The sequence below is a fragment of the Ruegeria sp. SAZD011 genome (assembly GCF_059612545.1).
This window is the reverse complement of the sequence record NZ_JBXWQU010000040.1, coordinates 1-11923: the sequence shown is the minus strand read 5'-3', so window position 1 is coordinate 11923 and position 11923 is coordinate 1. Positions and strand designations below refer to the sequence as shown.

The 11923-nt window shown below is 62.0% G+C and carries 12 protein-coding genes; 6 read left to right on the top strand and 6 right to left on the bottom strand.

What is annotated here, in order from left to right:
• Window positions 1-2: 2 nt before the first annotated feature.
• Window positions 3-500 (bottom strand): DinB family protein, encoded by a 498-nt coding sequence (locus tag AC2FLM_RS19475; protein WP_496859567.1) that lies wholly within the window; start codon window positions 498-500, stop codon window positions 3-5.
• Window positions 501-551: 51 nt separating this feature from the next.
• Window positions 552-1814 (bottom strand): DNA polymerase IV, encoded by a 1263-nt coding sequence (locus AC2FLM_RS19470; protein WP_496859566.1) that lies wholly within the window; start codon window positions 1812-1814, stop codon window positions 552-554.
• 70 nt (window positions 1815-1884) lie between these two features.
• Between AC2FLM_RS19470 and AC2FLM_RS19465 the strand changes: the two genes are divergently transcribed.
• Window positions 1885-2358: an NUDIX hydrolase gene (locus AC2FLM_RS19465; protein WP_496859565.1), complete on the top strand. Its 474-nt coding sequence runs from the start codon at window positions 1885-1887 to the stop codon at window positions 2356-2358.
• A gap of 260 nt (window positions 2359-2618) precedes the next feature.
• Here the strand turns inward: AC2FLM_RS19465 and pyrF are convergent, their stop codons facing one another.
• Complete coding sequence (pyrF, locus tag AC2FLM_RS19460) at window positions 2619-3338, bottom strand: orotidine-5'-phosphate decarboxylase (RefSeq protein ID WP_496859564.1); 720 nt, start codon at window positions 3336-3338, stop codon at window positions 2619-2621.
• Between the two features lie 143 nt (window positions 3339-3481).
• The gene (locus AC2FLM_RS19455) at window positions 3482-3742 is read right to left on the bottom strand and encodes a hypothetical protein (protein WP_234169218.1); all 261 of its coding nucleotides are present in this window, start codon (window positions 3740-3742) and stop codon (window positions 3482-3484) included.
• Between the two features lie 216 nt (window positions 3743-3958).
• Between AC2FLM_RS19455 and clpB the strand changes: the two genes are divergently transcribed.
• A complete protein-coding gene (gene clpB / locus AC2FLM_RS19450; protein WP_496859563.1) occupies window positions 3959-6577 on the top strand; it encodes an ATP-dependent chaperone ClpB in 2619 nt (872 codons plus the stop codon).
• A gap of 180 nt (window positions 6578-6757) precedes the next feature.
• Window positions 6758-7453 carry a DUF6629 family protein gene (locus tag AC2FLM_RS19445; RefSeq protein ID WP_496859562.1) on the top strand — a complete coding sequence of 232 codons (696 nt, stop codon included), beginning with the start codon at window positions 6758-6760 and terminating at the stop codon, window positions 7451-7453.
• 3 nt (window positions 7454-7456) lie between these two features.
• Here AC2FLM_RS19445 and AC2FLM_RS19440 read toward each other — a convergent pair whose 3' ends face one another.
• Entirely contained in the window at window positions 7457-7852 is a 396-nt protein-coding gene (locus AC2FLM_RS19440) for a hypothetical protein (RefSeq protein ID WP_496859561.1), read from the bottom strand.
• Between the two features lie 98 nt (window positions 7853-7950).
• Window positions 7951-8388 carry a DUF302 domain-containing protein gene (locus tag AC2FLM_RS19435; RefSeq protein WP_496859560.1) on the bottom strand — a complete coding sequence of 146 codons (438 nt, stop codon included), beginning with the start codon at window positions 8386-8388 and terminating at the stop codon, window positions 7951-7953.
• 110 nt (window positions 8389-8498) lie between these two features.
• On the opposite strand from AC2FLM_RS19435, the gene AC2FLM_RS19430 reads away from it, so the two are divergent.
• The 3 genes from AC2FLM_RS19430 (at window position 8499) to msrQ (ending at window position 11658) form a co-directional block, all read left to right on the top strand.
• Window positions 8499-10052: an FMN-binding glutamate synthase family protein gene (locus tag AC2FLM_RS19430; RefSeq protein ID WP_496859559.1), complete on the top strand. Its 1554-nt coding sequence runs from the start codon at window positions 8499-8501 to the stop codon at window positions 10050-10052.
• Between the two features lie 106 nt (window positions 10053-10158).
• Window positions 10159-11058, top strand: a complete 900-nt coding sequence (msrP, locus tag AC2FLM_RS19425; RefSeq protein WP_496859558.1) for a protein-methionine-sulfoxide reductase catalytic subunit MsrP — start codon at window positions 10159-10161, stop codon at window positions 11056-11058.
• Between the two features lie 3 nt (window positions 11059-11061).
• A complete protein-coding gene (gene msrQ / locus AC2FLM_RS19420; protein WP_496859557.1) occupies window positions 11062-11658 on the top strand; it encodes a protein-methionine-sulfoxide reductase heme-binding subunit MsrQ in 597 nt (198 codons plus the stop codon).
• The last annotated feature ends 265 nt before the right edge of the window (window positions 11659-11923 follow it).

Here is an 11923-nt window from a genome sequence, read left to right as displayed (position 1 = left end):
GGTCAGACAAATGCGGTCAGATCCGTGGCCTCGGGTGTGGCCCCGGCTGCTGTCAACATGGCATGGACCTGCCCGCGATGATGGGTCTGGTGATTGAACAGCTGCGCGGCGCAGAGGGATTTGGACATAACGATGCGGGTTGTTCCATCCGCCTGATACCAGGTGACGGTGCCGGTAAGATCGTCATCGCTCAGCGTTTCGGCCCAATCCTCGATCTCCCGGTCGCGCGCCTTGCGCCGTGTCTTGTAGTCAGACCAGTCAGAGGGATCGGTCAGTGAATGCCGGATCGTGTCTTGCGGGCGTTCGTTGCCATTGAGGCGGGCAAGGATCAGTGCGTCCGCCCAATAAAGGTGATTGAGCGTTGCGCCGATCGACCCGAAAAAGGCCCCCCGATCCAACCAGCGCGCGGCATGCGACAGATCGTCGGCAGCACTGATCAGGGACTGATTCTGCCAGCTGTTGTAGCTGGCCATGACACGGCAGAAATCGGATGTAATCATCTCTCTCGCTGTGATGTTTCTGTTGGGGGCGGGTGCCGGGACAGGGCGCGCTCAGCGCATCCCGCGGCCCTTGATGATCGCATCCGCGCCAAAGCGTTTGCGGATGGCGTCTGTCGCGCGTTCGGCGCGGGCGCGCTGGGCCGCCTGCGGGTCGAGGAGGTCGCCCGAGACATCCGACTCGGTCTCGGGGCAAAGATGCGACAACCCGCAGCCAAGGAGCCGGTAAGGGCCTTGATCGCCCAACTGGTCGAAAAGCGCGCGTGCAGTGCGATAGATCCGGTCGGCCATCTGGGTCGGGTCGCGCAGCGAGTGCTGCCTTGACAGGATCCGATGATTGGCACGCTTCAGCTTCAATGTCACCACGCGGCCTGCCAGCCCGCGGGCCTTGGCCCGGTCGGCTACCTTCTCTGCCATTCGCCAGATATGGCCGTCCAGCACGTCCAGATCGGCGGTGTCCTCGAAGAATGTGGTCTCGTTGCTGATCGACTTGATCGGGTCATGTGCAGACACGCGACGGCGATCCTCGCCGCGTGCCAGATGCCACAACCGCTGTCCCATGGAACCGAAGCGGGCGATCAGCGCCTCCTGCTCCCATCGAAGCAGGTCGGTGAAGGTGCGGATCCCGGCACGTTCCAGCTGCTCCTGCGCCGCCGGGCCGATCCCCCATATCAGGCGCACCGGCTTGTCACGCAGGAAATCCGCCGTCTCGGCCCGTCCGATCACCGAGAATCCCCGCGGCTTTTCGAGATCCGAGGCCACCTTGGCCAGAAACTTGTTATGGCTCAGCCCGATCGAGCCGGTCACGCCCAACTCATCCTTCATCCGCTTGACCAGCCGCGCCAGCATCACCGCCGGAGGATGCCCATGCAGACGCTGGGTGCCGGTCAGATCCATGAAGGCCTCGTCCAATGAGAGCGGTTCGACCACCGGTGTCAGCTCGTCCATCAGGGCGCGGATCTGTTTCGACACCTCGGCATAGACCGACATGCGCGGTTTGATCACCACGGCGTCGGGGCACAGCTTTAACGCCTGAAACATCGGCATCGCCGAGCGGACGCCGCGAATGCGGGCGACGTAACAAGCCGTCGAAACCACACCGCGCTTGCCGCCCCCGATGATCACCGGCTTGTCGGCCAGGTCCGGATTGTCCCGCTTTTCGACGCTGGCGTAAAAGGCGTCGCAATCCATATGGGCGATGGTCAGGCTATCCAGTTCCGGATGGCGCAGCACGCGCGGGCTGTTACAGGCCGGGCAGCGCCGGGATGTTCCGGTGCGGGTCAGGCAATCGCGGCAAAGACCGGATGCGGTGTTCATCGGGTGTATCCGGTTGCAAGTCAGGCACGTGGCTGGTCCTATTTAGCCCGACTCGATGCGGAGTGAAAAGGTGACTGAGGCAACGACACGGTTTGCCGGCGCAAAACTGGCCCTGTTTCTGGGGTCACAGCTTTTGGTGATCCGTCGCGACGACCGCCCCGACATCCCCTTTCCCGACCATTGGGATCTGCCAGGAGGAGGGCGTGAAGGAGAGGAATCTCCGCTCGACTGTGCCTTGCGTGAAACCCGCGAGGAGGTTGGGCTTGTTGTGCCGGGCGAACGGGTCGGCTGGGGTGTAAGCTATATGCGCCCGACAGGCCGTATGTGGTTTTTCACAGCCCACTTGGCTGAGGGGTATGTCGACAGGATTCAATTTGGGGACGAGGGGCAGGGTTGGCGCTTGATGGCACCGGCTGATTATATCCGGCATCCCCGAGCGATCCCGCATTTCGCCGATCGGATCGCACAGTATCTCGAAAGTTCAAGTTATCGACGCTTTGGTCTCGATGCGTCCTTACAAAGCCGGGGGTGTGAGTCGACCTGACAAGAAAGACCCCCCGCGCCAAAGGCGGGGGGAGGTAACGAACCTCAGGAAGAGATGGTTCGTTGGGGAGTGTCTCGGGTTTAGAATCGCTCAAAAAAGCCCTCGGCGGTAGGCTGGATATCCAGACCCCGGAAACTCGCCTTTTCGATGTGTTTTTTCCGGCACAGCGGCAAAATGGCGCGTTTCGGGCAGAACGCGCCTGTTTTCAGGTCGTTATGACGGGTACAGCTGACCTTAGGTCAACATCATTGCCGCAACGATCATGCGTGTGACAAATTTTTTATGCTGTCCAGAATGGCCAGAGCGCTTGCACGCGGGTCCGCCGCTTGCACCACAGGGCGCCCGACGACGATATGATCGGCCCCTTGGGCAAGCGCGTCAGCGGGGGTCGCCACGCGTTTCTGATCGCCCAGTGCGGCCCCGGTCGGACGGACGCCTGGTGTCACGATCAGCCGTCCGGCAGCTTCGGGCAATGCCCGCAGCGCGGCGGCCTCGTGCGGGCTGGCGATGACGCCGTCGGCCCCGGCCTCGAAAGCGCGAGAGGCCCGTTCCAGAACCAGATCCTGCACCTCGCCGGGTTTGATCAGCGCCGCATCCAGATCGTCGCGGTTCAAGGAAGTAAGCACCGTAACGGCCAGGATCTTGAGATCCTTGCCCGCGGCGCCTTCCTTGGCGGCGCGCACCACATGCGGGTCGCCATGCACGGTCAGGAAATCCAGGTCGAACTGTGCGAGCCCCCGCACCGCCGCCTCGACCGTATTGCCGATATCGAACAGTTTCATGTCCAGGAAGATGCGCTTGCCATGTTCCTGCTTCAGTTCGTTGGCCAGCGCCAGGCCGCCGCCGGTGAGCATCCCCAGCCCGATCTTGTAGAAGGAAACTGCGTCGCCCAACCGCTCGGCCAGAGCCAGTCCAGCCACGGCGTTGGGCACGTCAAGGGCGACGATCAGGCGATCGTCGGCAAGCATCTTGTCTGTCATGTGGGGGTCCTCCGGCTCGGGTTGCCCGTTCATACTGGGACGATCCCGTCGAGGCAAGCGGGGTGAGGTACCCGCGCCCGCCCGCAGAGGCGAGGCCCGCATACGCCTGCCGCGTTGCTCTGATAGCGCGGATGCCTGGCGGCTCAGGCCACCGCGGGCAGGGCGTGGTCCTGCAGGTGCAGCTGCTGCTTGCCCGACCGGAACTCGGGCATCCGGCGCAGTTGGCGCATCGCATCGCCGACAAAGGCCTGCGCGCGGGCAAGAGGGCTGATCCCTTCGGGCAACTCAAGCGAGCAGAACAGGGTCACGACCCGATCCGCGAGCGTCATGCAGACGCTGGCCGAATGGCGAGCAGTGTCGGGGCAAACATGATACTGAGAGATTTCGACATTGGTAATCTGCATTGGGGCCTCCGTAGCTCCCTGTCAGGAGACCTCAGAAATATTACCAAATCAGGGCGGAAACAGGGGAAATTGTAGCCAATTGGATCAATTTCGGTAAACCCTTTGCGACCCCCTTGAAGATATCGTGGCATTCCCCAGATTGAATGCGAGGCCCAGACCGATGCGCGCCGCCTGGCGGGCGCAGACACCCTTGGGCGCTTGAAAAAGGAGAGAAAGATGGACTTGTCGAAGTTCACCGAGCGGGCACGTGGATTCGTGCAGGCGGCGCAGACGATTGCCCTGCGCGAAGGGCACCAGCGTTTGACGCCCGAACACCTTCTCAAGGCATTGATGGATGACGATCAGGGGCTGGCGAGCAACCTGATCACCCGCGCCGGCGGCGCGCCGTCGCGCGTGGTCGAGGCGCTGGATGTGGCGCTGTCCAAGATCCCCAAGGTCAGCGGCGACGCGGCCCAGGTCTATCTCGACGGTCAGACCGCCAAGGTGCTGGACGAGGCCGAGAAGATCGCCAAGAAGGCAGGCGACAGTTTCGTGCCGGTCGAGCGGGTGCTGATGGCGCTTTGCATGGTCAAATCCAAGGCCAAGGAGGCGCTGGATGCCGGTTCCGTGACCGCGCAGAAGCTCAACGAGGCGATCAACGATATCCGCAAGGGGCGTACTGCCGACACGGCCAGCGCGGAAGAGGGCTATGACGCGCTCAAGAAATACGCGCGCGACCTGACCGAGGCCGCAGCCGAGGGCAAGATCGACCCGATCATCGGGCGCGACGAGGAAATCCGCCGCTCGATGCAGGTGCTCAGCCGACGGACAAAGAATAATCCCGTCCTGATCGGCGAGCCGGGCGTCGGCAAGACCGCCATCGCCGAGGGCCTCGCGCTGCGCATCGTCAACGGCGATGTGCCCGAGAGCCTGCGCGACAAGAAGCTCTTGGCGCTCGACATGGGCGCGCTGATCGCAGGCGCGAAATACCGTGGCGAGTTCGAGGAACGGCTGAAGGCGGTTCTGACCGAGGTCACCGAGGCTGCGGGTGAAATCATCCTGTTCATCGACGAGATGCACACGCTGGTCGGCGCCGGTAAATCCGATGGTGCCATGGACGCGGCCAACCTGATCAAACCGGCGCTGGCGCGCGGCGAATTGCACTGCATCGGCGCCACCACGCTGGATGAATACCGTAAATATGTGGAAAAGGACGCGGCCCTGGCCCGCCGGTTCCAGCCGGTGATGGTCGAAGAGCCGACCGTCGAGGACACGATCAGCATCCTGCGCGGCATCAAGGAGAAATACGAGCTGCACCACGGTGTGAGCATCTCCGACTCGGCGCTGGTCTCGGCGGCGACGCTCAGCCATCGCTATATCACCGACCGGTTCCTGCCCGACAAGGCGATCGACCTGATGGACGAGGCGGCCAGCCGCCTGCGGATGGAGGTCGACAGCAAGCCCGAGGCGCTGGACCAGCTCGACCGTCAGATCCTGCAATTGCAGATCGAGGAAGAGGCGCTGAAGAAAGAGAAAGACGACGCCTCGCAGGATCGGCTTGCCACGTTGCAAAAGGATCTTGCCGATTTGCAGGAGAAATCCGCCGAGATGACAGCGCAGTGGCAGGCATCTCGGGACAAGATGAACGCGGCGCAATCCGTCAAGGAACAGCTCGACCGTGCCCGCGCCGAACTGGAGATCGCCAAGCGCGAAGGAAACCTGGCCCGTGCCGGTGAGCTTAGCTATGGCATCATTCCAGCTCTGGAGAAGCAGCTGGCCGAGTCCGAGAACCGCGAAGGATCGGACCTGATGGCCGAGGAAACCGTGCGCCCCGAACAGATCGCGGCGGTGGTCGAACGCTGGACCGGCATTCCGACCTCGAAGATGCTCGAAGGCGAACGCGAGAAGCTGCTGCGGATGGAAGACGAGCTGCATCGGCGTGTCATCGGCCAGGATACCGCGGTCAAGGCGGTGGCCAATGCCGTGCGCCGGGCGCGCGCGGGTCTGAATGACGAGAACCGCCCGCTGGGCTCGTTCCTGTTCCTCGGGCCCACCGGTGTGGGCAAGACCGAGCTGACCAAGGCGGTGGCCGAGTATCTGTTTGACGACGACAATGCGATGGTGCGCATCGACATGTCCGAGTTCATGGAGAAACACGCGGTCGCCCGCCTGATCGGCGCGCCTCCGGGCTATGTCGGTTATGACGAGGGCGGGGTTCTGACCGAGGCGGTCCGCCGCAGGCCCTATCAGGTGGTGCTGTTCGACGAGGTCGAAAAGGCCCACCCGGATGTGTTCAACGTGCTCTTGCAGGTACTGGATGATGGCGTGCTGACCGATGGTCAGGGCCGCACCGTCGACTTCAAGCAGACGCTGATCGTGTTGACCTCGAACCTCGGCTCCCAGGCCTTGAGTCAACTGCCCGAAGGCGCCGACAGCGCCCAGGCACGGCGTGACGTGATGGATGCGGTGCGGGCGCATTTCCGGCCCGAGTTCCTGAACCGGCTCGACGAGACGATCATCTTTGACCGGCTCAAGCGCGCCGACATGGACGGGATCGTGTCGATCCAGATGGGTCGCCTGGCCAAGCGTCTGGCGCAGCGCAAGATCGTGCTGGAACTGGACGACGCGGCGCGCAAGTGGCTGGCAGATGCGGGATATGACCCGGTTTATGGTGCCCGCCCGCTGAAACGGGTGATCCAGCGCGATCTGCAGAACCCGCTGGCCGAAAAGCTGCTGGCTGGTGAGGTCAAGGATGGCGAAACCATCCCCATTACCGCTGGCGAGGAAGGGTTGATCATCGGCGACCGCGTGGTCAGCTCGAACCGGCCACGCCCGGATGATGCCGTCGTGCATTGAGCCGCCGCGCGAACTGAACCAGAGGCCCGCCAGAAATGGCGGGCCTTTTCCTGTTTGAAACAACCCATTTGGCATCGGCAGGGCGCAAGCGACAAGTTCGTGAACGGGGGCATTTGCCCGGAACGCGGTTCTTTCCTAAGCTTGCGTCACAAGTGCGGACCCTACGCCAAGGAGGTCGCCATGTGCTTTTCGGCTACGGCCAGTTTTGTTGCCGGTGCCGCCCTGATCGCGGGTGGCGCGGTCGCGCTTCGCAGGACAGGAAGTCTCGGGCCGCGGTTTCTGGGTTTCGCGGTCTTTTCCTTGTTTTTTGGTGTGCAGCAACTGTCCGAAGGCCTGCTGTGGCTGACAATGAGTGGCCCTGACCCGGTCCCTTCAGGGGGCGCGGCGCTGGTTTTCCTGTTCTTTGCCTACTGGTTCTGGCCATTCTGGGTGCCGCTGTCCTCGGCCTTGGTCGAGCCTGACCCTTTTCGACGCCGGGTCTTCTGGGGACTGGCGACCTTTGGTTTCTGTCTGGGCGCGACGCTTTTCCTGCCGGTGCTGGTCCGGCCTGAAACGCTCGAAATCTATCTTGTGCAGCATTCGATCCAGTATGAGAACCCGAGCATGGTTCCGGGCGAGACCGCCAAGATCATGGCACGGCTGGTCTATGCGCTGGTCATCTGTGTGCCGTTGATGGGTTCATCCCATCCTCAGATACGCATCTTTGGGGGGCTGATCCTGGCATCGGTCGTGGTGGGCTTTGTCTTTGCCGCCTATGCCTTTACCTCGATCTGGTGTTTCCTCGCGGCGATCATCTCGGGATACATCGTCTATATGGTGACTGCCATCGGGCGCGAGGATGCGCTGGTTGACCCGTCACGGGGCAACCTGACCTGAGGCTCAGCCGCTGGAGGTGCGTTCGTCGCAGGTTTTCTTGGCCTGACTGACGGACAATGTGTTGCCGATGATCCCGACGTCATTGGTCAGGGAGGGGGAGGCGCCCTGAGGCGGCGGGGTGAAGCCGAATGTGACGGCCAGCGCGCCGGCTTGGGCGGTGCTGGGGGACGGGCCTTTCCAGACATAGAGCCGTTGATTGCCGGGCTTTCTCATCTGGTTCAGCGCATGATCCCCGGCCCCGCACCAATAAATCGAATTCTCCGAGAAATCGGCGACGACCTCAATCAAGCCGCCGGGCAGCGGATAGGCGACTGAACGGGATTCGTTTCCCGCCAGCGCGGCCGCTCCGGTCACACTGGCGAGGAGGGTTGCAACAATACAGGCCGGGCGTTTGGTCATGGCGAACTCCTGTCTGATGACAAGAATACGCGTGAACGCCCGGACTGGATCAGAAACCACCGCTTGGTTCGGAGGGCGACGGTAAACCCGGCTGAAGTCTACTCTCCGATCGCCTCGCGCGCGATCTCGTCCAGAAGGGTCTGAACCTCCTGCATCGGTCCCTCTGGGAACTGTCGGAATCCGATGGTGACCTCGTCCGAGCCTGGCTGCTTGGCGACGAAGATGCCATAGGGGCAGAATACGATGTTCATCGGATCGGCCTCCATCACCTTGCGCGACAGCGAGGCCGAGCAGAACGAGAACACCTTTGCATCGTCGAACAGAACCACGTCCGAGCCGACATCGGCGCGGGTGCGTTCCAGCATGTCACCCACATGGCTGACGCTGTCGATCACCAGTCCGCGCCCGACAATCGCGCTTTCCAGGCCAAAGGTGACGTCCTCGAATGTATCAGTGGTCGTATAGGTAACTGCATCCTGAGCGGATGCCGCCCCTGCGGTCAGCGCGATCACCGCGCCCAGTAACATCTGTTTCATTGCTCTCTCCCATAGTAGCCGTGCGGGTTGCACCGTGAACGGTTCGCCTCCAATCTGCATCGGAAAGAGTTCCGCCGCTTTGCGTCACATCAAGATATAGGAGTTTTCGCATGGGTTTCGCCTATAACGCAATCGAGGTGATGGCCTTTGTCTTTGTCAGCGTCATCGGCCTGATGATGCTGACTGCCGTTGTCCTGTTCTTTGTCGACCGGTTCCAGACCGGCGATGCGATCCGGCGGAACTATCCCGTCATCGGACGGTTCCGAAACATCTTTACCGAGTTGGGAGAGTTCTTTCGGCAGTATTTCTTTGCCATGGACCGGGAGGAGATGCCGTTCAACCGGGCGCAGCGGAACTGGGTCTATAATGCCAGCGAGGCCAAGGGGAACACGGTGGCCTTCGGGTCGACCCGCAACCTGAACATTCCGGGCACGCCCATCTTCATGAACGCGCCGTTTCCGCCGCTGGACAACCAGTTCGGCGCGACCGAGCCGCTGGTGATTGGCCCGACCTGTCGCCAGCCCTATTCGGCGCCGTCGATCTTCAACATTTCGGGCATGTCCTATGGTGCGATTTCGAAACCGGCGGTTCTGGCGCTGTCCAAGGGGGCCAAGGCGGCGGGCGTCTGGATGAACACGGGCGAAGGCGGGTTGTCGCCCTATCATCTGGAGGGGGGCGCCGACATCGTTTTCCAGATCGGCACCGCCAAGTTCGGGGTGCGCGATGCCGAGGGCAATCTGAGCGACGACAAGCTGCGCGAAGTGGCGGCGCATCCACAGGTCAAGATGTTCGAGATCAAGCTGAGCCAGGGCGCCAAGCCGGGCAAGGGCGGCATCCTGCCCGCGGCCAAGATCGACGCCGAGATCTCGCAGATCCGCGGTGTACCGATGGGGATGGATGCGATCTCGCCCAACCGTCACCGCGAGGTTGACGATTTCGACGGGCTGCTCGATCTCATCGCCCATGTGCGCGAGGTGACCGGCAAGCCGGTGGGGATCAAGACCTGCATGGGCTCGGCCGATCCCTGGTTCGATTTCTTCCGCCGGATTCGAGAGCGCGCGGATGACAGCGCGCCCGACTTCATCACCGTCGATGGTGGCGAGGGAGGCACCGGCGCCGCGCCGATGCCTCTCATTGATCTCGTCGGCCTGCCGTTGCGCGAGGCGCTGATCCGGATGGTCGACCTGCGCGATCTGTCCGGGCTGCACGACCGGATCCGGATCGTGGCCAGTGGCAAGCTGGTGGCGCCCGGCGATGTGGCCTGGGCAATCTGCCTGGGTGCCGATTTCATCACCTCGGCGCGCGGCTTCATGTTTTCTCTGGGCTGCATCCAGGCGCTGAAATGCAACAAGAACACCTGTCCCACCGGCATCACCACCCATATCCCCTCGCTGCAAAAGGGGCTGGTGGTGCATGAAAAGGAAAAGCGCGTCGCCGCCTATGCGCGTTCGGTCATCAAGGAGGTGGAGACCATCGCGCATTCGGTTGGTGTCCCCGAACCGCGACTGATGCGGCGGCGGCATGTGCGGATTGTCTGCGACGACGGCACCTCGGTTCAGATGGACGATCTTTATCCGTCTGTGAACAGCGCCGCCGAAGGCCTGGAACGTGCCCGTGGCAACTGGCAGTTCGAAGACGGCTTGCGGCGTCTGGGCGTGGTCTGACGGAGACGATTGTTTCAGAACGGCAACGCAGCTGTGATGCGAGTTGCGTTGGACGGTGCCTTGCGACGGGATACATTTCCGGGAAATGGCATAGACGGAGATCCCGATGGCCCATCGCTGGAGTAACGACCTGACCCCCGCCGACGTGACCCCGCGCGGGGCATGGATGAATCGCAGGCAACTGATGGCGGGCATGACTGGCGCGGGGCTGGTGGCCCTGGCTGGAGGGGCGCGGGCCGAGACGCTGGAGCCTAACACTTGGGAAGAGATCACCAGTTATAACAATTTCTACGAATTTGGCACCGGCAAGGATGACCCGGCGGCCTATGCTCATCTGCTCAAGACCGAGCCGTGGTCGGTCAAGATCGACGGGATGGTCGACCGGCCCGGCGACTATGATTATCAGGACATCCTGTCCGAGATGACAATCGAAGAGCGAATCTATCGGTTCCGTTGTGTCGAGGCCTGGTCCATGGTGATCCCCTGGAACGGGTTCGAACTGGCCGATCTGCTGGCCATGGCGGGTGTGCAGGAGGGGGCGAAATATGTCGCTTTCGAAACGCTCTACCGGCCCGAGGAAATGCCCGGCACCCGCTATCCGGTGCTGGAATGGCCCTATCGTGAGGGGTTGAGGCTGGACGAGGCGATGCACCCGCTGACACTCATGGCCACCGGCCTCTATGGCAAACCGCTGCCCAATCAGAACGGCGCACCGCTGCGTTTGGTCGTGCCATGGAAATACGGCTTCAAGTCGATCAAGTCGATCGTGCGGATCACGCTGACGGACAAGGAGCCGCCGACAAGCTGGAACATGGCGATCCCGAACGAATACGGGTTCTACAGCAATGTGAACCCCGAGGTGAACCACCCGCGCTGGAGCCAGGCCAGCGAGCGACGCATCGGGGGCGGTCTTTTCGCCAAACGCCAGCCGACGCTTATGTTCAACGGCTATGAAAAAGAGGTCTCGGACCTTTACCAGGGCATGGATCTTGCGAAATACTTCTGACCCATGGAGCGGGTGAACGCATCGCTGCGCCGGATTCCGATCTGGCTGGTCTATCTGATCGGGGTGTTGCCGGCACCCGTGTGGCTCTGGTTGGGCGCGACGGGGCAGTTGGGCGTCGATCCCACCAAGGTCATTGAGCACCGGCTTGGAGAACTCGCGTTACAGGCGCTGATCCTCGGGTTGGCCGTAACGCCCTTGCGGCGGATAGCCGGCCTGAACCTGATGAGGTTCCGCCGCGCCATAGGGGTGCTGTCATTCTACTATGTCAGTTGCCACCTTCTGGTCTGGTTGGTGCTCGACGTCCAGATTCCGGCCCAGATCTGGGCCGATATCGTCAAACGTCCCTTCGTCACCATTGGCATGGCGGGTTTTGCACTGTTGTTACCCTTGGCTCTGACCTCGAACAATTGGTCAGTGCGGCGTTTCGGACAGGGATGGCGCCGACTGCACCGGCTGGTTTACCCGGCGGTCCTGCTTGGCGCGATACATTTCCTGATGCTGACCAAAGGGTTCCAGATCGAGCCGCTGATTTATCTGGGCCTGATCCTTGCCCTGTTGGCCGCGCGTCTCCCGGTGACACGTCGCAGAATCGCGCATTGAAACCCAGAACCTGGTCGCGGATCTGGGGATGACCGAAGCCAGGGTATCGGTTCCGGCACCAATGCCCCCGCTTCCTGTCCTGATCGCGGTCGTTTGACGGTCGTTCGACCGGGGGACAGGGTCGGGTTTGACTCCATCTTGCGCACAAGAGCCCATTAAGGCTTTGAATATATTGTAGCTTCCTCTTGTTTTGAGATTTTTTGAGATTTTTGTATTTTTGTGCTTGCGACTCTTTTTGGTTGGGCCTAGAACCCCCTTCACCGGC

Coding starts and splice junctions, on each gene's coding strand:
- AC2FLM_RS19475 (WP_496859567.1), bottom strand. CDS start 500: ATGATTACATCCGATTTCTGCCGTGTCATGGCCAGCTACAACAGCTGG.
- AC2FLM_RS19470 (WP_496859566.1), bottom strand. CDS start 1,814: ATGAACACCGCATCCGGTCTTTGCCGCGATTGCCTGACCCGCACCGGA.
- pyrF (WP_496859564.1), bottom strand. CDS start 3,338: ATGACAGACAAGATGCTTGCCGACGATCGCCTGATCGTCGCCCTTGAC.
- AC2FLM_RS19455 (WP_234169218.1), bottom strand. CDS start 3,742: ATGCAGATTACCAATGTCGAAATCTCTCAGTATCATGTTTGCCCCGAC.
- clpB (WP_496859563.1), top strand. CDS start 3,959: ATGGACTTGTCGAAGTTCACCGAGCGGGCACGTGGATTCGTGCAGGCG.
- AC2FLM_RS19445 (WP_496859562.1), top strand. CDS start 6,758: ATGTGCTTTTCGGCTACGGCCAGTTTTGTTGCCGGTGCCGCCCTGATC.
- AC2FLM_RS19440 (WP_496859561.1), bottom strand. CDS start 7,852: ATGACCAAACGCCCGGCCTGTATTGTTGCAACCCTCCTCGCCAGTGTG.
- AC2FLM_RS19435 (WP_496859560.1), bottom strand. CDS start 8,388: ATGAAACAGATGTTACTGGGCGCGGTGATCGCGCTGACCGCAGGGGCG.
- AC2FLM_RS19430 (WP_496859559.1), top strand. CDS start 8,499: ATGGGTTTCGCCTATAACGCAATCGAGGTGATGGCCTTTGTCTTTGTC.
- msrP (WP_496859558.1), top strand. CDS start 10,159: ATGGCCCATCGCTGGAGTAACGACCTGACCCCCGCCGACGTGACCCCG.
- msrQ (WP_496859557.1), top strand. CDS start 11,062: ATGGAGCGGGTGAACGCATCGCTGCGCCGGATTCCGATCTGGCTGGTC.